15 protein-coding genes and 1 pseudogene are annotated in these 20654 nt (G+C 70.2%); 6 read left to right on the forward strand and 10 right to left on the reverse strand.

Annotated features, from left to right (window positions below; genetic code table 11):
- The first annotated feature begins 3 nt into the window (after positions 1-3).
- Positions 4-1758, forward strand: a complete 1755-nt coding sequence (locus tag ABIA35_RS22635; RefSeq protein ID WP_370359215.1) for an alpha-galactosidase — start codon at positions 4-6, stop codon at positions 1756-1758.
- 3 nt (positions 1759-1761) lie between these two features.
- Here the strand turns inward: ABIA35_RS22635 and ABIA35_RS22640 are convergent.
- Together ABIA35_RS22640 and ABIA35_RS22645 are read right to left on the reverse strand one after the other, a co-directional pair.
- Positions 1762-2373: pseudogene (locus ABIA35_RS22640) on the reverse strand (alpha/beta fold hydrolase); the annotation flags it as partial.
- A gap of 155 nt (positions 2374-2528) precedes the next feature.
- The gene (locus tag ABIA35_RS22645) at positions 2529-3959 is read right to left on the reverse strand and encodes a helix-turn-helix domain-containing protein (RefSeq protein ID WP_370359216.1); all 1431 of its coding nucleotides are present in this window, start codon (positions 3957-3959) and stop codon (positions 2529-2531) included.
- Positions 3960-4269: 310 nt separating this feature from the next.
- Here ABIA35_RS22645 and ABIA35_RS22650 point away from each other — a divergent pair, with 310 nt between their 5' ends.
- The 4 genes from ABIA35_RS22650 (at position 4270) to ABIA35_RS22665 (ending at position 10176) form a co-directional block, all read left to right on the forward strand.
- Entirely contained in the window at positions 4270-5244 is a 975-nt protein-coding gene (locus ABIA35_RS22650; RefSeq protein ID WP_370344582.1) for a hypothetical protein, read from the forward strand.
- Between the two features lie 128 nt (positions 5245-5372).
- A complete protein-coding gene (locus tag ABIA35_RS22655; RefSeq protein WP_370344583.1) occupies positions 5373-6917 on the forward strand; it encodes an amino acid permease in 1545 nt (514 codons plus the stop codon).
- Between the two features lie 2 nt (positions 6918-6919).
- Positions 6920-7831, forward strand: coding sequence for a GNAT family N-acetyltransferase (locus ABIA35_RS22660; protein ID WP_370359217.1), 912 nt, complete (start codon positions 6920-6922; stop codon positions 7829-7831).
- A gap of 116 nt (positions 7832-7947) precedes the next feature.
- Entirely contained in the window at positions 7948-10176 is a 2229-nt protein-coding gene (locus tag ABIA35_RS22665; RefSeq protein WP_370359218.1) for an MMPL family transporter, read from the forward strand.
- Positions 10177-10233: 57 nt separating this feature from the next.
- Here the strand turns inward: ABIA35_RS22665 and ABIA35_RS22670 are convergent, their stop codons facing one another.
- Together ABIA35_RS22670 and ABIA35_RS22675 are read right to left on the reverse strand one after the other, a co-directional pair.
- On the reverse strand, positions 10234-11013 hold the full coding sequence (locus tag ABIA35_RS22670; RefSeq protein WP_370344587.1) for an SGNH/GDSL hydrolase family protein: 780 nt from the start codon (positions 11011-11013) through the stop codon (positions 10234-10236).
- Between the two features lie 1363 nt (positions 11014-12376).
- Positions 12377-13570, reverse strand: a complete 1194-nt coding sequence (locus ABIA35_RS22675) for an acetyl-CoA carboxylase biotin carboxylase subunit family protein (protein ID WP_370359219.1) — start codon at positions 13568-13570, stop codon at positions 12377-12379.
- A 188-nt stretch (positions 13571-13758) separates the two neighbouring features.
- On the opposite strand from ABIA35_RS22675, the gene ABIA35_RS22680 reads away from it, so the two are divergent.
- Complete coding sequence (locus tag ABIA35_RS22680; RefSeq protein ID WP_370345307.1) at positions 13759-14895, forward strand: fatty acid desaturase; 1137 nt, start codon at positions 13759-13761, stop codon at positions 14893-14895.
- Positions 14896-15097: 202 nt separating this feature from the next.
- Here ABIA35_RS22680 and ABIA35_RS22685 read toward each other — a convergent pair whose 3' ends face one another.
- The 6 genes from ABIA35_RS22685 to ABIA35_RS22710 form a co-directional block, all read right to left on the reverse strand.
- Complete coding sequence (locus tag ABIA35_RS22685) at positions 15098-17032, reverse strand: hypothetical protein (protein WP_370359220.1); 1935 nt, start codon at positions 17030-17032, stop codon at positions 15098-15100.
- Positions 17033-17086: 54 nt separating this feature from the next.
- Positions 17087-17842 (reverse strand): SDR family NAD(P)-dependent oxidoreductase, encoded by a 756-nt coding sequence (locus ABIA35_RS22690; RefSeq protein ID WP_370345305.1) that lies wholly within the window; start codon positions 17840-17842, stop codon positions 17087-17089.
- A 61-nt stretch (positions 17843-17903) separates the two neighbouring features.
- A complete protein-coding gene (locus ABIA35_RS22695; protein WP_370359221.1) occupies positions 17904-18746 on the reverse strand; it encodes an SDR family NAD(P)-dependent oxidoreductase in 843 nt (280 codons plus the stop codon).
- An 18-nt stretch (positions 18747-18764) separates the two neighbouring features.
- Positions 18765-19496 (reverse strand): 2OG-Fe dioxygenase family protein, encoded by a 732-nt coding sequence (locus tag ABIA35_RS22700; protein ID WP_370359222.1) that lies wholly within the window; start codon positions 19494-19496, stop codon positions 18765-18767.
- On the reverse strand, positions 19493-19678 hold the full coding sequence (locus tag ABIA35_RS22705; RefSeq protein ID WP_370359223.1) for a lysine biosynthesis protein LysW: 186 nt from the start codon (positions 19676-19678) through the stop codon (positions 19493-19495). The genes ABIA35_RS22700 and ABIA35_RS22705 overlap by 4 nt, the downstream gene beginning before the upstream one ends.
- Entirely contained in the window at positions 19675-20646 is a 972-nt protein-coding gene (locus ABIA35_RS22710) for a transketolase family protein (RefSeq protein WP_370345301.1), read from the reverse strand. Before ABIA35_RS22710 ends, ABIA35_RS22705 begins: the two co-directional genes overlap by 4 nt.
- Between the last annotated feature and the right edge of the window lie 8 nt (positions 20647-20654).

A 20654-nucleotide genomic window follows, 5' to 3' on the forward strand; every position in this document is an offset into this window, starting at 1 on the left:
ACGATGAGGCGACGTTCGCGAGCAATCACCGGGATCAGGACGTGGACCGCGGCCGTCGGGCTGGCGGTGGTGGCCGCGCTGCTGCCGCCGGTCGGGGCCGCCGCCCCGGCGCACGCGGAGGACAACGGCGTCGGGCTCACCCCGGCGCTCGGGTGGTCCAGCTGGAGCTTCGTGCGCAAGGACCCGACCGCCGCGAAGATCGACGCGCAGGCCGACGCGATGAAGGCGTCGGGGCTGGCCGCGGCCGGCTTCCAGTACGTCAACGTCGACGACTTCTGGTACCAGTGCCCGGGGAGCCAGGGCCCGAATGTGGACGCCAACGGCCGCTGGGTCACCGACGCCACCAAGTTCCCGGCCTCCGGCAGCACCAACGGGATCAAGACCGTCGCCGACCACGTGCACGCCGACGGCCTCCAGTTCGGCCTCTACGTCACACCGGGCGTCTCCCAGCAGGCCGTCGCCCAGAACAGCGCGATCCTCGGCACGTCCTACCACGTCAAGGACATCGCGACCACCACGGCGGAGAAGAACTACAACTGCAAGGGCATGGTCGGCATCGACTACAGCAAGCCCGGCGCGCAGGCGTTCATCGACTCCTGGGCCGACGAGTTCGCGTCCTGGGGCGTGGACTACGTGAAGATCGACGGCGTCGGCACCTCCGACGTCCCGGACATCCAGGCGTGGTCGAAGGCGCTGGTGCAGACCGGACGGCCGATCCACCTGGAGCTGTCCAACAACCTGGCGATCGGCAGCGCCGCGACCTGGAAGCAGTACGCCAACGGCTGGCGCACCAGCGGCGACATCGAGTGCTACAGCAGCTGCAGCACGGCCGGGACCCTCACCGACTGGTCCCACGTTCAGAGCCGGTTCGGGCAGGTGGCCTCGTGGCAGCCGGACGGCGGCCCCGGGGCGTTCAACGACTACGACTCGCTGGAAGTCGGCAACGGCTCGGCCACCGGCCTGACCGACGCCGAGCAGCAGTCGCAGATGAGCCTGTGGGCGCTGGGCGCGAGCCCGCTGATCCTGGGCACCGATCTGACCGCCCTGAACCAGACCGAGCTCGGCTACCTGAAGAACGGTCGCGTCCTGGCTGTCGACCAGGACGCGATCGATGCCTCGCGCATCGTGAACAGCGGGAACCAGCAGGTGTACAGCAAGAAGGAGAAGGACGGCAGCGTCGTCATCGGCCTGTTCAACTACAGCGGCACCGGCTCGACCACGGTGAGCGTCCCGCTGTCGGCCGCGGGAATTTCCGACAGTGCGAGCGCGACCGATCTGTGGAGCGGCGCGTCGCTGGGGACCGTCAGCGGCACGTACAGCGTGACGCTCGGCCCCGGCGCGGTGAAGCTGATCAAGGCGGTGCCGACCGGCAGCGGCGGGAGCGTCACGATCGAGGCCGAGGCGGCCGGCAACACCGTCGCCGGGGCCGCGAAGGTCGCCTCCTGCGCGGCGTGCTCGGGAGGCAAGAAGGTCGGGTACATCGGCGACGGCGCGGCGAACTACGTGACGATCAACGGGATCACCGAGCCGGCGGCCGGCAGCCACACGCTCACCTTCGCCTATCTGGTCAGCGGCACCCGGAGCTTCTCGATCAGCGTCAACGGCGGCCCGGACATCGTGGAGCAGCTGACCGGGACCAGCTTCGCGACGCCTGCCACAGCGAGTGTGACGGTGCAGCTCAATGCCGGGAGCAACACGATCAAGTTCCACAACGACACGGCGTACGCGCCGGATCTGGACGCGGTCACAGTGGACTGATGCTCAGCAACCGGACCCGCCGCGGGCCACCAGCGCTTCCACGGACGCCGCCACCTGTGCCGGATGCGAGATCAGCGAGAGGTGATGGGCACCCTGGATCACCGTCGGTGCAGGTGCTCCGATGTTCGCGGCGACGGTTCCGGGTGCGTTGTCCGCGAACATCGAGTCCTGCGCACCGAAGGTGACCGCCTTGGGCAGGCACAGGTTCTTGAGCTGGGCCAGCCGGGAGGCCGGCAGGCCCGGCCCACCGACGTTGTCGATGGTGTCCCACAGTCCTTGTTCGGCACCGGCCACCTGATAAGGACGCCGGAACCGTTCCACGCCCGCGGCATCCAGTCGCGGGCACGCCGGTCCGCATTCCGAGGCGTAGATGGTGCGGACGGCCCAGTCCGAGCGCAGCACCAGGCGCAGGGCCGAGGTACGCAATGGGCCCAGGATCCACGTGGGAGGGCTCGGGATCGGCAGGCCGTCGCCGTCCAGGAACATCAGGCCGCTGTAGCTCTGCGGAGACTCCAGGACCGCCTCCGCGGCCACCGCCGCGCCGCTGGAGTGGGCCACGAGCACCGGGCGGTCGAGGCGCAGGGCGGCGACCAGGCCGGTGAGTTGGGCGGTAGGTGAACTCGGCGGCGTTGAGGCGGTTGACCAGGCGGGTGACCGAGCTCTCGGTGATCTACAAGGAGAGGATCACCACTCCGAAGATGGCCGCGTTCGCGATGATCATCGCCGGCGCCCTGGTGCCGCGGCTCGGCTCAGGAGGCTGATTCCCGGGGTCAGTCGGCGAGCACCGCCAGCAACCGGTCCACCACCTCCATCGCCTCGGACCCCCCTGCCCCCGGTCCCCGCAGGATCTCCCGGCCCGCCCGGCACGCCACCGCCAGCGCGCCCACCGACCGCGTGGCCTCGGCCATCTCGATGGCGGTGCGCACGTGGCGCAGCGCGGCCTCGGTGTCGCCCTCGCCGAGGCAGGCGAGCGCCAGGTGGCCGAGGACCACGGCGAGCACCTTGCCGGGCTCGTAGCGGATCGCGGCCTCGGTGAGGGCGACGCGCGCCTCGCCGTGGCGGCCTAGGGCGAGGTGCGCGGAGCCGGACAGGCGTTGGTAGGCGCGGGGCGGGCAGACGCCGGGAGCCGGGTCCTCGGGGCTGATGGCGGCCATGGCGCCGCGCGCCGTGGTGAGGGCGCGGTCGCATTCGGCGGCGTGGCCGAGCAGGGCGTGGCCTTCGGCGGCGTGCAGGCGGGCCAGGGCGAACAGGGCTTCGCTGACAGGTGCCGCGATGACAGCGGCCTGTACGCACTTGCGCACGCCGGTGCGGGGGTCGCCGCCGTAGAGGCCGACGAAGCCCGAGCGCAGGGTCGCGGTGACGTGCAGAACCGAGTCGCCGGCTTGTCCGGCGCGGCGGGCGGCGCGGTCGAGGTACTCCTGGGCCGCGGCGGAGTCGCGGCGGCCGGCGGCGTCCCACAGGAGGCGGCCGAGGAGCAGGGCCGCTTCGGCTTCGGCGACGTCCAGGTCGCGGCGCCAGCGCATGGGAGCGCCGGGGCTGGGATCGGAGCCGGAGCCGAGAGTAGGGCCGGATGCGGGGCCGGGTGCGTTGCCGAGCCCGAGGCCGAGACCAGAGCCGAAACCAGAGTCAGGGCCGGGGCCGAGACCGGGTACGAGGCCGGGACCGAGACCAGGTGCGGATGCTGATGCGGACGCGGCGCCGTTCGCGATCGGCAGGGGTGCGCCGGCGGCCCCGGTCACCGACAGCTGCGGCGACTCGGCCGGGTGCGGAGCTTGGGCATCGCCAGAGGTTCCGTTCGCCCCGGCCCGCAGCATCTCGACGCGCCCCAGCAGTCCCGCGGCCTGGACCACCAGACCCGTCGCGGGCCGTGCGTCGTACTCGGCGGTCAGTTTCGCGACCTCCTCGCGCACTCCCGCGATCGCGGCCAGCCGGCCGTCGTCGGCGCCTTCCCAGCCGGTGGCGTAGGGCTGCGGGACCTCCGGGGTCAAGAGCCGCTCGAGGTCCTGGAGTCCGACGCCGAGCGCCCTCGCTATCTGGGGCCGTTTCCCGGGCAGCGGGGTGGTGCATCCGCTTTCCCAGCGCACGACGGTGGACACCTCGACGCCGGCCCTCAGCGCGAACGCCTCCTGGGTGAGCCCGGCGGCTTCGCGGGCGCGGGCCAGCCCCGCGCGGCGAAGTCTGGACTGCCTGGACTTGGCCATGAATACCCCCTTTCCCGATGCCAGCGGACTGCGACCGGCAGTATGCGGACAGTCAGCGATATCGGTCAGCATACTGGTAGGTCAGGGCCCTTGTCGCATGGTTCGTGCATGGTCGGCGCACAGTCTGTGCGCTTCCAGAACCGGGTGTTTTCGGCTTGGGTATTCCGCGTTCAGTTCGGGCCCTGACAACAGACGACACGGAGGCGGTGGCAGTCCGGTGTGCACACACTGCGCGGACCATCCGTCCTCTCCAGCACAGGGACGGTCGCGATGACCTCTCTCAGGGCCTCCTCGTCAGGAGAGGCCCGCCGTGGCGAAACGTAAGGGACCGGGCGAGGGAAACCTCAAATTGGTCTGGGACCCGGCCGGCCGCGACCGGCGGCTGGCGACCACCACTCAGGAACTTCGCGTCGGGCGGTACACGCTGGCCGGCGAGCTTCTGGCCGACCGGCAGGCCGGCGAGGACGTGCGCGACTACCGCTACCTCGTCCTGGCCCAGATCGCGGCGTCCAACGGGGTGGACACCGCCTGGCTGGCCGAGGAGCCCGACAGCCCGGAGGCGGCGCTGCTGCGGCTGCGCACCAACGTGATCAGGGCCCTGAAAGCGCACCGCGCGCAGCATCCTCGGGCCTACGGGCTCATCGACCTGACCCGGAACCAGTGCCTGGAGGCCGCCGAGCGCTTCCCGGACGATCCGCTGCCCTGGATCGCGCTGCTGCACCTGGCCCCGGCCGCGCCGGACAACGTGCCGGGCCCGCCGGAGCTGTCGGTCGACGGGCCGTGGCAGACGATGGGCCAGCTGTGGCGGCGCGATCCGTGGAACCGCGAGGCGCACCACCGCCTGCTGGCCGCGGTCGGGCCCAAGAGCGGTGGCTCGGTGGCCTCGGTGTCCTCGGTGGCGCACTGGATCGCCAGCCAGGCGCCGAGCGGGTCGGCGCTGCTGGTCCTGCAGCTGGTGGCCTTCATCGAGGCGTTCCGGCAGCAGCTGGAGCGCAACGACCTCAACAAGGTCCTGCTCACGTACCGGAACTGGTCGACCGCGTACGCCGAGCAGGAGACGGAACGCTGCTACACGCACTGGTTCCTGCCGTCCGGCGGAAACGGCGTGCTGCTGCCGGACCTGCACCACCTGGCGCACGCGCTGTGGGCCGGCTCGCAGTGGCGGCTGGCGGCCGAGGTCTTCGAGGCCATCGGCCCCTACGCGCTGACGATGCCGTGGTCGCTGCATGGGAACCCCGAACTGGCGCTCGTCATGGCCCGGGAGCGCTGTTTGTCCGAACTCTGATCCACTCGGATCCGCTCGGATCCACGCCGCTCAACTCGGATCCGCTCGGATCCACCACCACCCCCCGGCCGCGTACGCCCTCGCGTGGCACGTCCTTCGCACCCCCCTTCCCCTGAGAGGTACGACAGATGGCGACTTCCGCCACATCGACAGGCCGCACCGGCAGTTCGGTGGAGATGCCCGACGACGACCAGACACTGCGCGAACTGGGTTATCCGCGGCAGCTGGCCCGGCGGGTCAACGCGTTCGGGAACTTCGCCATCTCGGCGACGATCATCAACTTCATCTCCGGCGTGATGACCGCGCTGGGCTTCGCCATGATCTCCGGCGGGCCGCGCATCATGGTCTTCGGCTGGCTGGTGGTCGGCCTGCTGGTGCTGTTCGTGGGCGCGGCGATGGCCGAGATCACCTCCGGCTTCCCGACCTCGGCCGCGCTGTACTACTGGTCGGCGAAGCTGGCCAAGCGGCACAACGCGGTCTGGAGCTGGTTCACCGGCTGGCTGAACTTCATCGGCCAGATCGGCGGCACCGCGGCCACCGACTTCGCGCTGGCCAACTTCGCCGTGGCGCTGGCCACCCTGCAGTGGCACAGCTTCAACCCCGGGGCGCCGGAGGTCCTGGCCATCTACGGCGCGATCCTGCTGATCCACGCGCTGCTGAACACCTACACCGTCGGGCTGGTCGCGCTGCTGAACAAGATCAGCATCGCCTGGCTGCTGATCGGCGGCTTGGTGATCACCTTCTACCTGATCGTGTTCCCCTCGCACCACAACTCGGCGGGCTTCGCCTTCACCCACTTCGTCAACGGCACCGGCTTCAAGTCCGGGCTGTACGCGGGCATGATCGGCCTGCTGTTCACCAGCTGGACCTTCACCGGCTTCGACGCCTCGGCGCACATGTCCGAGGAGACCACGCGCGCGGCGGTCTCGGCGCCCAAGGGCATCGTCCGCTCGATCGCGTTCTCCTGGATCGCCGGTCTGGTGCTGATCCTGGCGCTGACGTTCTCGATGTCGGCCGGCAACTACGGCACCGAGTCCTCGGCCAACGAGCCGGCCGCGCAGATCTTCGTCGACGCGCTGGGCACCACCACCGCCAAGCTGCTGCTGCTGGTGGTCTGCGGCGCGATCTTCTTCTGCGGACTGGCGAACATGACCTCGAACTCCCGCCAGATCTTCGCCTTCTCCCGCGACGGCGCGATCCCCGGCAGCAAGCTGTGGCGCTCGGTCAGCAAGCGCACGCACACCCCGGTGAAGTCGGTCTGGTTCGCCGCGGTCGGCGCCTTCCTGCTCGGTGTGCCCTCGCTGTGGAACACGGTCGCGTTCCAGGCCATCGTCTCGGTCAACGTCATCGGGCTGTTCGGCTCCTACGGCGTGCCGATCTTCCTGCGGCTGCGGCGCGGCGACGACTTCACGCCGGGCCCGTGGTCCCTGGGCCGCTGGAGCCGGCCGGTGGCGACCGTCGCGGTGGTGTGGATCGCGCTGAGCAGCATCCTGTTCCTGCTGCCGCAGCAGTACCCGATCACCCACAAGTCCTTCAACTACGCCCCGGTGGCGCTGGCCGTCGTGCTGGCCATCGCGACCGTATGGTGGTTCGTGACGGCCCGCCGGACCTACCGCGGCCCGATCAGCTACGGCACCCCCGAGGAACTGGCCGCCATGGAAGAGGACCTGTAGGCATGAACCAGGATGAGAGGGCCGGCACGGGCCCGGACGAGGCGGCGCGGCTGGAGATCGGCCGCGCCACCGCCACCGACTTGCCGGTCTTCGAGTCCTGGGCCGCCGGCGAGGGCTGGAATCCCGGCCCCGCCGACGGCGAATGCTTCCTGGCTCAGGACCCTGACGGGTTCTTCGTCGGCCGGATCGACGGCCGGCCGGTGTCGGCGGTGTCGGTGGTGAACTACGGGGAGGACTTCTCCTTCCTCGGGTTCTACCTCGTACACCCGGACTTCCGGGGCCGGGGACACGGCTACGCGACCTGGCAGGCCGGGCTGGAGCACGCCGGAGACCGCGTGATCGGGCTGGACGGCGTGCTGGACCAGCAGGACAACTACCGGCGCTCCGGATTCGAGCTCGCGCACCGCAACATCCGTTACGTCGGGCCGGCCGCGGCGGTGGCCACGACGACGTCCGGCGGCGCGACGATCGTGCCGGCCGACCAGGTCGGCCGGCACGCGATCGAGGCCTACGACGGCGGCCGCTTCCCGGCCGAGCGTCCGGTGTTCCTGGACCGCTGGCTGTCGGCGCCGGGGCACATCGCGTACGCCGCCGTGGCCGACGGCGGGCTCGTGGGGTACGGCGTCATCCGACCGGCACCGGCGTTCGCGAAGGTCGGCCCGCTGTTCGCCGACACCCCGGAGATCGCCGAGGCCTTGTTCACGGCTCTGGTCTCCGGGCTCGCGGCGGCCTCCGAACCCGGGACTCCGCTCGACGTGGCGCTGGACGTGCCGGAGCCGAACGCGGCGGCGGTGGCGCTGGCCGAGCGGTACGCGATGAAGCCCAGCTTCGAGACGGCGCGGATGTACACCGGCCCGGTGCGCGCCATGGATCTGGCGACGGTCTTCGGGATCACTTCCTTCGAACTCGGCTGATCCGCCCCGCCCCCGACAGAACATTCTGGCGAAGGCCCGCCGCGCCGTCCGTCCGCACACTCCCGGATGGCGCATCCCGGACTGCGCGCGCCACCCTCGCACCGGATGCTGCGAAGGTGTCGACCTATCTCTTCCGGATCGCGCGCTGGTCGTTCCACCGGCGGCGGCGGGTGCTCGCGGCGTGGCTGATCATCGTCGTCGTCATGATCATCGTGGCCGGCGCCAGCGGCGGGAAGACCAACGACGAGTTCACCATCCCCGGCACCGAGTCCCAGCACGTCACGGACCTGCTGGAGCAGAAGCTGCCGGCCTTGGGCGGCGCCCAGACGACCGTCGTGTTCGCCACCCCGAACGGCGTGAAGGTCACCGATCCCGGGCCCATGTCCGGGATCGAGCAGTCGATGGCGAACATCGCCAAGGTGCCGGGGGTCTCGCAGGTGGCGGACCCCTTCCAGGGCGGGCCGATCTCGCAGAACGGCCAGGTGGCGCTGGGCAACGTCCAGTGGACCAAGCAGCCGGCCGACATCAAGGACTCCACGCTGGACCAGATGAAGGCCGCCGTCGCCCCGGCCGAGGCGGCGGGGGTGCAGGTCGAGTACAACGGCAGCGTGTACCCCGGGTGGCGGGTCGTGCCCTCGGAGCTGCCCGAGCTGGTCGGGCTGATCATCGCCTTCATCATCCTGCTGATCACGTTCGGCTCGCTCGCGGCGTCCGGGCTGCCGATCATGACAGCCGTGATCGGCGTGCTGATCACGGTCATGACGATCACCGCGCTGGCCGCCGTGATGACCATCGCCTCCACCTCGACCACCGTCGCGATCATGCTGGGCCTGTCCACCGGCATCGACTACGGCCTGTTCATCATCGGCCGCCACAGAGACGGCGTCCTGCGCGGAATGCGGCCCTACGACGCCGTGGGCCTGGCCGCGGGCACCGCCGGCGGCTCGGTGGTCTTCGCCGCGCTGACGGTCATCATCGCGCTGTGCGGCCTGGCCGTGGTCGGCATCCCCTTCCTGACCATCATGGGCGTGGCGGCGGCGGGCGCGGTGTTCCTGTCCCTGCTGCTCTCGCTGACCCTGATCCCGGCGATGCTCGGATTCGCGGGCGACCGGCTCAAGAACTTCTCCCGCCTCCCCTTCGGCAGGGACCACTCCGAGCGCATCGCGAAGCAGTCGGTCCAGGCGCCGGAGAAGTCCAGGGGCTGGCGCTGGGCCCGGTTCGTGGTCCACCACCGGATCACGGTGCTGATCACCGGTGTGCTGGCCCTGCTGGTGCTGGCCCTGCCGGCCACCCAGGTGGAACTCGGCCTGCCCGGGGCCTCGTCGAACCCCAAGAGCAACACCTCCCGCAAGGCCTACGACATCACCACCGCGGCCTTCGGGCCCGGCTTCAACGGCCCGCTGCTGGTCGTGGCCGACGGGGTGACCTCGCAGCAGCAGGTGCAACAGATCGCCGCGGGCCTGGCCAAACAGCCGGGCGTGGCCGCCGCCACCCCGGTGGCACAGAACGGCGACACCGCGGTGATCCGCGTCATCCCGACCACCGGCCCCAACGACACCCAGACCGCGACCCTGGTCCACCACCTGCGCGACAACCGCACCGCGATCGCCGCCGGCAGCGGCGCGAGCATCCTGATCGGCGGCCTGACCGCGTCGAACATCGACGTCTCGGCGAAACTGTCCTCGGCCCTGCCGATCTTCCTGGCGGTCGTCATCGGCCTGGCCTTCATCCTGCTGACCTTCGCCTTCCGCACCATCTGGGTCCCGATCAAATCGATCATCGGCTTCCTGCTGTCGGTCGGCGCGGCCTTCGGCTGCACAGTCGCCCTGTTCCAGTGGGGCTGGGGCCAGACCCTGTTCAACGTCACCAAATCCGAGACCATCAGCTTCCTGCCGATCATCATGATCGCCATCATCTTCGGCCTCTCCAGCGACTACGAAGTCTTCGTCGTCAGCCGCATCAAGGAGGACTTCACGCAGAAGGGCGACGCGGTCGAGGCGGTCCGCCGCGGCACCGGCCGCGCCGCCCGCGTGGTGACCGCGGCGGCGCTGATCATGTTCTCCATCTTCGTGGCCTTCATCGTCTCCCCCACCCCGACGATCAAGGTGATCGGCTTCAGCTTCGCCGCCGGCGTGTTCCTGGACGCCTTCGTCGTCCGGCTCACCCTGGTCCCGGCCGTGATGGCGCTGGCGAAGTCCGGCTTCTGGTACCACCCGCAGTGGTTCGCGAAGTACGTGCCGGACCCGGACATCGAGGGCGAGCAGCTGCAGGAGCAGCTGGAGCACCACGAAGGGGTCGCGGCCACCATCGATGTGGATCCGCGCGAGATTCCGCCGGCAGGCTGAGAAGCCCGACGGCCGCGGCGATCATCCCCGTGATCTCCGCGGCCGTCGCTTTCGTCCTTACGGCGCGACCGCGCTGAACGCCGCGTAGTAGCCACCACTCTGCCCGGAGGCGGTCGGGTGGTAGGAGTCCCCGACGTCGGTGACGTCCACCGAGTGCAGCCACTCGTTGAAGAAGTCGCACAGTTCGTGTCCGTGGAACTGGCCGCGGACATCGGCGAACGTGTCGCCGGCGTTCGTGGCCGCGGTGGATATCTGCGTGTCCAACAGGTCCGCGGCGTTGTTCAGCGCGCTGCGGTCGGTGCCGGACAGGCCCGGGCAGTACCAGGAGTGCCCCAGGTCATACAGCTCGGGGTAGCCCAGGACCACCACGTGGGCGGACGGCGCGGCCTGGCGGATCGCCGCGAAGGTGTTCGCCAGCCGGCCCGGCAGGATGCTCTTGGCCTGCGCGGTCGCGGTGTTGATCGCGTTCAGGCAGGCGCTGTCGGAGTCCAGGACGCAGGTCTCCATCACCGAGGAGAAGCCGACGTCGTTGCCGCCGATGGTGATGCTCACCAGGGTGGTCGAGGAGCTCAGGGCCGAGATCTGGTTGTTCAGCACGTCCTGGGTGGTGGCGCCGGAGCAGGCGACCGAGACGTAGCTGGCCGGGTGGCGGCTGTTCGCCCACAGCTGCGAGTAGGCGTTGGTGCTGCGGTCGCAGCTGCCGCTGGACGAGATGTAGCTCCCGGCGCCGACGCCGGAGGAGTACGAGTCGCCCAGGGCCACGTAGTGGTCGGCCGCGGTCGCCGAGGCGTTGGTGCCCATGAACGTCACGACGGCGGTGAGCGCCGCCGTCAGCATGAACAGGCCGCGCCGGAGCGACGGTCTGCGCGAGCGGTGGGGTCGGTGGGTAGTCAGCACTGAGTGCCTCCACAGGGGTGGGGATGTGGGGTGCCGCACTGTTTGAATAGCACGACATCAGGGCCCTGTGAAGGATAGTTTCGGGCGGGTCACAGGCAACGGAAATGACAGACGAAAGTTCGCCGTACTGCTTGTGACCCGCGGTCGTCGGCCCGCGCGGGAAAGCCGCGCGCGCGCCGCTAAGAAGTGAAAATGGGCGCCCTGGCTTATGGGTGGGTGGGGGTGGGGGTGGGGGTGTTGGTGCGGTTGGGTGGTGGGTTTTAGAGGCTTTTACGGCTTCGCGCATGGTTTTGCGGGATCCGTTGGTGGCGCAGGTCGGTGCTGGTGCTGGTTTCGCGGGGCGGTGGTGGTGTGGGTAGGTGGTCGGGTCTACTGCGAAAAGTCAAGGTCAAGGGCTACAGGCGCCTCCGGCGGCGCCTGCGCGGCGAGCGGCCTCGCTCCGGGGAGTGGGGGGCCGCGCTGCTAGGCGGCGGACGCTGCTTGTGGTCGCCTCTGTCCCGGATTCCCCGTCGCATCGTCGCCTTACGGAAGCAGACCGGTCCGGTGGTATCAAGTCGGATCGCCCAGCTGGTGGCCGGGTATCAGCGACTTGACACCACCGGCCCGGCCTGCTTGGCTTCGCCCGCCGAAGCGACGGGGAATCCGGGACAACCCCGCCTGTGGGAAGAGTTCCCGCGCCTCGCGCACACACCGCCTGGCCGCCGCTGTGCCTCACCGGGTGGACCCCGTCCACACCACAGACCGGGGTTGTCCCGGATTCCCCGTCGCTTCGGCGGTGCTTGCACAACCATCCCGGACTGGGTGGTGTCCAGCCGGACGAAACCGGTGGCCAGCAACAGTGATCCGGCTTGACACCGCCCAGGCCGGGATGGTTCCCTCCGGGCGACGAAGCGGCGGGGAATCCGGGACGAAGGCGACCACAAGCAGCGTCCGCCGCCCGACTACGCGGCCCCCACTCCCCGGAGCGAGGCCGCTCGCCGCGCAGGCGCCGCCGGAGGCGCCCTTCAGCTCTTGACCTTGCCCTTGCCCTTGACTGTCGCAGTTGACCTTGACTATCGCAGTAGACCCGACCACCTACCCACACCACCACCGCCCCGCGAAACCAGCACCATCCCCGACCCGCGCCACCAACGGATCCCGCAAAACATGCGCGAAGCCGTAAAAAGCCCCTAAACCCACCACCCAACCGCACCAACACCCCCACGCCGCCCCACCCCGATCCACCCGAGCCCATCCGACCCACACGTGAGTCAGGGGCGCCGTCGTTCGCGGCAGCCGATCTCCCGCCGGCTTGCCGGCTTCCTTACGCCGGAACGACGCGGTAGTCGAGGGTGTCCAGCACGGTCGCCGCGTGGGCGCGCAGCTGGTCCACGGAATCGGCGGTCACCGAGAAGGTGAAGAAGAAGTTCTCGATGTCCAGGCTCTTGATCTGGAAGCCGTTGAGGAGCTTGACGCCGATGACGCCGGGCAGGGCCAGCAGGTCGGCCTCGGTGCTCCTGATGTCGACGGTGCCGACCTCGTGGGCCTCCACGTCCATCCAGCCGATCAGCGGCTGCTCGCGCAGCGGCCCCAGGTCCTGCGGGGCGTAGCGGCCCAGGGCCATGGAGACGACCGCCTCGATCGCGTCGATGCCGCTGATCTCCTGGATCGCCCTGGGTATCTGGCCGCCGCCGGGGCGGGGGTTGATCTCGATCAGCTCGGTGCGGCCGTCCGGCGAGCTGCGGCCTTCGAAGTGCAGCCAGATCTGGTCCAGGCCGAGGTCGGTGCACAGGGTGCTGACCTGCTCGCACAGGACGCGCACGCCTTCGCGGACGTAGTCCGTCTGCGGCGGGTGGTACTCCAGGCCCGCGTCGTGGTGCGTGACCTCGTCGTGGTCGGGCTTCTCGACGGCCAGGACCGGGTGGAAGCGGCCGTTCAGCACGGGGCCGTCCACGGAGAACTCGATGCCGGGCAGGTACTCCTCGAAGATCATCTCGATGCCGCCGGCGCCGGAGTCCGCCAGGTGCCGCAGGTAGGCGGACAGCTCGGCCGGGCTGTCGGCCCGCTTGACCAGGTATGAGGCTCCTGAGACGCGGGCCGGCTTGGCGATCGCGGGGAAGAAGTCCACGGTGTCCGGGTCGCCGGAGTACCGGATGGCCGACAGGCCCAGGGCCCGCATCCGGTCCCGGACCGCGAGCTTGCTCGCGATCACGGTGCGGCCGGCGTCGCCGCCGCGCAGGCCGTAGTGCCCGGCGACCGCGTGGTGCCACCCGATCAGCTTCTCGACCATGTTGACGGCCGCCACCAGGTCCAGGCCGCGCTCGTCGATGCGCTCCAGCAGGGTCGGGAGCTCCTCGCTGTCCCAGTCGAACACGACGTGCTCGTCGCACAGGACCGCGTTGGGGTCGTCCGGGAGATTGGAGACCAGCACCGGACGCAGATCCCGGGCCCGCAGCTCTTTGACGGCCGGGCCGATGTTGCCGATGGCTTTCCAGGAGAGGATGAGGACGGATTTCATATAGGTCGCCTCCGCGGGCCGGGTTGGATTGCTTGATTACTCGCCAGCATTGAGGTTCGCACAAGAGAAGTCCGGGGGAGAATAAGCGGGCTGAGTAGCCGTGCGGAACGCGGTAAATGCAATACGTCCTCGCCGATGAGTCTGATGCGGACGTTTGTTCCGGCGGCGGGGCCGTAGCGTCCTTGGGTATGTCCGAAATCGAGCAACTGAATTTCGACCGGCTGGATCCCGGAGTGAAGAAGGAGCTCCGGGAACTTTGCCGCCTCGACGACTACCACGGCCCGCTGGCAATCCTCTTCGAATACGCGCTGATCGCCGCCTCCGTCGCGTTGTGCGTGGCCGGCTCGTACTGGTTCTATCCGGTGGCCCTGGTCGTCATCGGATCCACGCAGCGCTTCATGGCGCATTTCCTGCACGAGGCGGCGCACAAGGTTCTGGCCGGCAACAAGGCGCTGAACCTGATCGGCGGCTCGGTGCTCTCCGGCTACCTGGTGTTGCACCTGTTCGGGCCCTACCGCAGTTCGCACGTCGGCAACCACCACCGCAACCTGGGCGACGGCCAGAGCGATCCGGACTACAGCTTCCACATCGAGTGCGGCTTGTACGACATCGACCGCTCCGACCGCAACTTCTTCTACAAGGACCTCCTGCTGTCTGTCCTCGGACTGCGCACCGTGTCCTACCTCAACTACGTGGCCCGCGAGCGCATCTTCTGCGACAGCTCGAAGCTGACGGTCTCGGTCCCGATATCCCTGCGCCGCGAGCGCGTCGTCCTGCTCGCCGAATGGGCCGCGATCATCGGCCTGTGCGCCTGGTTCGGCTGGCTGCCGCAGCTGGCCCTGTTCTGGTTCGTGCCCCTGCTCACCACCAACGCCGCCATCGGCTGGCTCGCCGAGCTCTCCGAGCACTACCCGATGCCCGAAAGCGAGCGGCAGCCGCTGCTGCTGACCCGCAACCGCCACGGCCGCCTCCTGGAGTGGTTCCTGATCAGCCGCCACAACGACCGCTACCACCTGGTCCACCACCTGAACACCGGCATCCCGCACTGGAACCTGGGCAGGGCCCACCGCGTGATGCTCCGCGACCCCGGCTACGCGGCCTGGGACGGCCTCTGGGCCGGCGCCTTCACCCGCCCCCGCAACCGCCGGGACAAGGAGACCGTCATCAGCTACGCCGCGAAGTACCGCCAGTGGCGCAGAAACGGCGGCGACCCGGCCGTCGCGAGCCCGACCTTCGCGCGCCTGATGATGCTGGCCGCCGAGGCGCCGACGCTCGACCCGGCCACCGAGTCGGCGAGGTGGCGCGTCACCGCGGATGTCGGGTGATGGGTCGGCGTATCGGGTCCTCTGAGCTGATGCTCGGAGGACCCTTTTTGGGTTGCTGCCAGGAGTCGTTTGGACGAGGCGGCGGGTTGTGTCGGTCGATGTGGCGAGGTGTCGGTGGATCAGTTGCTTGATGCGTCACACAAGTCCGCGCAAGAAAGTGGCGCCGCGGTCGCCCGCGACGCCACTTTCTTGCTGCGGCCTATCAGCTGGCCGGCAGGACCCCGAAGTTCCGCCGTGCGATCGAGACCGCCAGGTCCTGCACCGCGAACGCGGTCATGTAGTACCCCTGGCACGACATGTCGGGCGCCAGCGTCAGCGTGAACTCCGCCTCGCCCTCGCCGCCGGCGCCGATGCGCACCTTGCGCAGGTCCGGGGTGATCGTGCACTCCTGGCGTCCGTAGGCCGCGAAGAAGAGGCCGAGACGCAGGATGCCGGGGCGGGCCTCGCGGACCGTCACCTTCACCTGCTGGGTGGTGCCCTGGACGGCCACTTCCTCGGTGTGGACCTGGAGTGCGGGGGCGTCGGGGAGGCGGAAGGACACGTCGCCGCAGCGGGTGCAGACCACGCCCTCGGTGTCCAGGGCGGTGGGGACGAGGCTGCGGCGGATGTAGCGCTCGGCGGGGCGGCCGCACTGGCAGCGGATGTGCGTGATCGAGGCCTTGTCGATGCGGCTGCGGTCGCCGAAGTAGGCGAAGCTGTTGCTCAGTTCGTTGTCCGGGTCCTTCGTGTACTGCGTCGCGACCGCCATGTCCAGCGATTGCAGGTCGTCCATCAGGCTGCGCACGGTCGCGGTGCGGTCGCGGTGGACCGCCAGGTCGCGGCGCGAGACCTGGTTCTCGATCTTGGTGGCGAGTTTGCCGAGGCGGGGACGCAGCGGGCTGTTGGGGGACAGCAGTCCGCCGGCCAGGTACGCGGTCAGGCGGGCGGCGGTGGTGAGCAGCAGTGGTTCCGGTGCCTTGTCCGGCGGCTCCGGGGCGACCCCCGCATCGTCGCCCATGCCGAAGTGGACGTAGGCCGGGAACGCCTCCGACATCCCGATGCTCGTGTTGAGCGCGGTCACGGACGAGGCGTGCGCCAAGGCCGCCTCCGCCCACGCGTCGTTCTCCGCACGCCCCGAGTCGTGGACCGTGATCGCGCCGACGATGTCCTTCGCGGTCCCGTCGACGGCGTTCAGCACCAGCTGGTACTTCGGGTCGTAGACGGCCGCGTCCGCGAACGGGCTGTTGTTGCACGAGCTCAGCACGACCTCGGCCGCGCGCACGTCCCGCAGCTGGATCAGCTTGTCCATGGGCTTGTAGCACAGGCCCGTCGTGGCGCAGATCGGCGCGATCTGCGACGCGTCGCGGCCGACGGCCTCGTTCAGCCCGCAGATGGTGAAGTCCGCGAGGTTGAGCGAGTCGTCCTTGCCGTGTCCCTGGAGGAAGAGCCGCCGCCACCGGGTGCCCAGCAGCTCGGCCTTGACGTCCGAGGTCTCCACGCCCCGCTCGTCGCGCAGCTGGATGCCGCTGTGCGACAGCCCGCGGTCGACGCCGGTGTACATGCCGAGTTCGCGGACGTCCGAAGCGGTGTGCACGTACTGCTTCGCCGTGAACCAGGCCAGCGATGCCGCGTCCCGGCCGGTGAGGAACGTCAGCCGCACCTCCGGCCGGCGTGCCGCGGCCCGCACCAGCGGCCAGATGAGGTCCACGGTGAAGTGCTCGTAGAGGCTGGCGATGAGCAGGGAGTACACCCCGCCCTCGCCGGCCCCGTCGGTCGTGTCGGTCCCGGTGGCTCCGTCGGCCTGCCGCGCCCACAGCGCGTCGAGCAGCGCCGGCCCGAGCTCGTCCTCGGCGAGCCAGGTGCGCGCACACGGCGCGATGAGCGCGGCCACTCCGGCCGGCAGCGTCTCGGGCCTGAGCACGATCCCGTAGGTGCGCGCCACCGGCCGGCTGACCTCCCCGTACAGGGAGACCGCACGCTCGACGGAGGCTGCGAGGTCAGCCCGCCCGCCGGTCCACACCGGGACGGTCGTGGACGAGGGAGCAGCGAGGAACTCCTCAACGGCCGCCGCGTAGGAGGCGGCGTCGTCCAGGACTGAGAACGGCGAGGACGTCATGGTTGCCGTCCCGACGCCGGCAGCATGGGATTCGGACTGCATGAGGTGTGTCTCCTTGGAGCGAAGTGGTCAGGTTCGGCGGCGCCCTGGGCGCCGCTACTGCGTCGGCGGCCGCAACCGCAGTCCGTGCATGCCGCCGTCCACGGCCAGCACCGTGCCCGCGGTCCCGCCGGACAGCGGGCTGGCCAGGTAGGCGATCGCCCCGGCCACCTCGTCCGCGGACACCAGGCGTCCGGCCGGCTGGAAGGCGTTCATCGCCGCCCGGGCCGCGGCCGGATCCGGCAGCGCGTCCATCTGCCGGTCCACCCAGGGGGTGTCGGCCGTGCCGGGGGCCACGCAGTTGACCCGGATGCCCTCGCGGACGTGGTCCGCCGCCATGGCCAGGGTCAGCGCGTAGACGGCGCCCTTGCTCGCCGAGTACAGCACGCGCTGCTGCATCCCGGCCCAGGCGACGATGGAGCACGTGTTGACGATCGCCGCGGCCGGCGAGCGCCGCAGGTGCGGCACCGCGTGCCGCGCCACCCGGACCATGCCGACCACGTTGACGTCCAGCACGCCGAGCCACTCCGCGTCGGAGTTCCCGGTGATGTCGCCGATCGCCGGGATGCCGGCGTTGTTCACCACGACGTCCAGCCGGCCGAACCGCTCGACCACGGACTCCACGGCCCAGGCCACCCGGTTGTCGTCGGTGACGTCGACCTCGATCCCGACGACGCCCTCGGGGAGCCCGTCCGGTTTGAGGTCGAACACCGCGACCTCGGCGCCCCGGCTGTGCAGCAGCTTCGCCGTGGCCAGACCGATCCCCGAGGCGCCGCCGGTGACGATGGCCACCAATCCCTTGAAGTCGTTCACCTTTTACTCCTGTCGTTGACTCAGAGACGGCCCAGATCTGTTCAGGACGGCCCAGATCTGTTCAGGACGGCCCAGCAGCCGCCGCGACCGCGACCGGCGGACGCAGCCGCAGGTTGTACATGCCGCCGTCCACCGCCAGCACCGTGCCGGTCGTCCCGCCGGAGCGCGGACTGGCCAGGTAGGCGATCGCCCCGGCGACCTCGTCGGTGGACACCAGGCGCCCGGCCGGTTGGAAGGCCAGGTACTCGGCCCGGGCGGCCTCGGGGTCCTCGGCCTGGCCCAGCTGCCGGTTCACCCACGGCGTGTCCACCGCGCCGGGGGAGACGCAGTTGACCCGGATGCCCTCGCGCACGTAGTCCGCAGCCATCGCCAGCGTCAGCGCGTGCACGGCGCCCTTCGTGGTCGAATACAGCGCCCGCTGCGCCATCCCGGCCCAGCCGACGATCGAGCCGGTGGTGACGATCGCCGCGGCCGGGGAGCGCCGCAGGTGCGGCACCGTGTGCCGGATGACCCGGACCATCCCGATCACGTTGACGTCCAGGACCCGGGCCCATTCCTCGTCGCTGTTCGTGGCGACGTCTCCGTAGGCCGGGATCCCGACGTTGCTCACCACGACGTCCAGCCGGCCGAACCGCTCGACGACGGCGTCCACGGCGGAGGCGACCGAGGCGTCGTCGGAGACGTCCGCCTCGATCCCCACGATCCCCTCCGGCAGGTCGCCGGGCCGGCGGGCCAGCACGGCGACCTGGGCACCTCGGCGGGCGAGCAGTTCGGCCGCGGCCAGTCCGATCGCCCCCGACCCGCCGGTGACGATCGCCACCAGGCCGTCGAAGTCGGTGTCGAACTCAACAGCGGTGTCGAACTCGAAAGCGGTGTCGTACCCGCCGAGTATGGGCTCTGACATGGTTCTCCTCGATCGGTTCTACAGCTCGGTGTACGCCATGATCAGGACGTCCCGGTGGGCCGGCTCGCCGACCCGCTCCGGGTGCACCGAGGTGACCTCGTGCAGGGTGGTGCGGTCGTCGCTGAGCAGGATCTCGCCGGGCTCGGAGAGCTGCGTGGTGATCAGACACTCGCCGTCCTCGGTGTAGACCGAGCTGTCCCCGCCGACCACGTTGGTGCGGCCCAGGAGCAGGGCCGTGATGAAGGTGGCGCCGTCCTTGTGGCGGCCCTCAGGGGTCGGCAGGCCGGCCTGGTCCTGCGTCGCGGTGATCCGGATCGGGGTGACCTTGATGTTCCACTTCTTGACGTCCTCGACGCCGCTGAAGATGAGGGCCAGCTCCATCAGCACCTTGCGGAACAGCGGGTCGTCGAGGAATCCCGCGGTCAGCGGCTCGTAGACCCGGTCGATGCCGCCGTTCAGCTTGTTGACATCGGCTTCCTGGCGGTACGGACCGTGCTGGAGCAGGATGAGGCGCTCGGCCTCGACATCGATCACGAACTGGTCGTAACGCCGGAACCGGTAGGTCCCGCCGTCGGCCATGTAGGTGTCGAGCTCGAGGTCCTCCCAGTTCTCGGCGAAACGGGCCCAGTCCTGGGCGGTGGAGTTCGTCAACGACGCGAACTTCTCGGCGCCGACGAGGTGGGTGCCGGAGTCGGCGAGGTTCTTGACGGCGTCGAGCGTGACGCTGAAAAGTGCGCTGTCGGTGCTCACTCGCCCCAGTCCTCCTCGACCTCGGGCGCCAGGGCCAGCACCGTGGGGTTCAGCGCCACGATCTCCAGCTCGCTGCGGCAGCCGGCGCACTCGAGGATCTCGTTCAGGCGCGCCGAGTCGGTGAGGTCCACCGGCTCCTCGCACTCCGGGCAGGCCTGGGCCTGGGCGACGTTCGTGGTCATGAGATGAGCTCCTTGTCGTGATCGGGCGTGACGGAGCGGGCCGCCGTGTGCAGGGCGGTACGGACCGCCCCCGCGACCCGCTCCGCGGTGAGGTCGTAATGCCTGACGAGGTGTTCCTGGTTGCCGACCTCGCCGACGAAGGTGTCGGGCACGCCGAGTCGCAGTACCCTGACGGGCTCGGTCTCGGCCAGCGCCTCGGCCACCGCGCCGCCCAGGCCCCCGCTGCGCCAGTGCTCTTCGAGGGTCACCACGAGCCGGGTCGGGCGGGCCGCGGCGGCCAGCGTCGCGGTGTCCAGCGGCCGCAGCGTGTGCATGTTCAGCACGCAGGCCTGGACGCCGTCCGCGGCCAGGGCGTCCGCCGCGGCCAGGCAGGCGAGCACCGGGTAGGGGCCGCAGGCGACGAGCACGACGTCGTCACCGTGCCGCAGGGTCTGCGCCTGGCCGATGACCGGGGGCGGGCCGTCGGGCAGGGGCGGGGTGGGCTTGCGGCCGAGCCGGACGTAGAGCGGTCCGGGCAGGTCCACGCTCTGCTCGACGAACGCCTCCGTGGCGGCGGCGTCCGCCGGCACCACCACGGTCATCCCGGGCAGCACCCGCATGACCGCGAGGTCTTCCAGCGCCTGGTGCGTCGGGCCGAGGTGGCCGGCGGCCAGACCGCCGTGGGTGGCCATGATGCGGACCGGCAACCGGTTGTAGGCGATGTCTATCTTGATCGCCTCCAGGGCCCGGGACGCGGCGAAGGCGGCCATCGTGTTGACGAACGGCACGCGCCCGCACGCGGCCATCCCGGCGGCCACGCCCATCAGGTTCTGCTCGGCGATGCCGATGTTGAGGTACTGCTCGCCCGCCTCGGCGACGTGATCGGCGCCGAACAGGCCGGTGTCGGAGTCCAGGCACATCAGCTCGGGATGCCGGCCCAGCAGCGGAAGCAGGGTGTCGCGGTACGCCTCGCGCGTCGCGCGGCTCATCCCGGGAC

It is taken from the genome of Catenulispora sp. MAP12-49, from assembly GCF_041262705.1.
GTDB lineage: Bacteria > Actinomycetota > Actinomycetes > Streptomycetales > Catenulisporaceae > Catenulispora.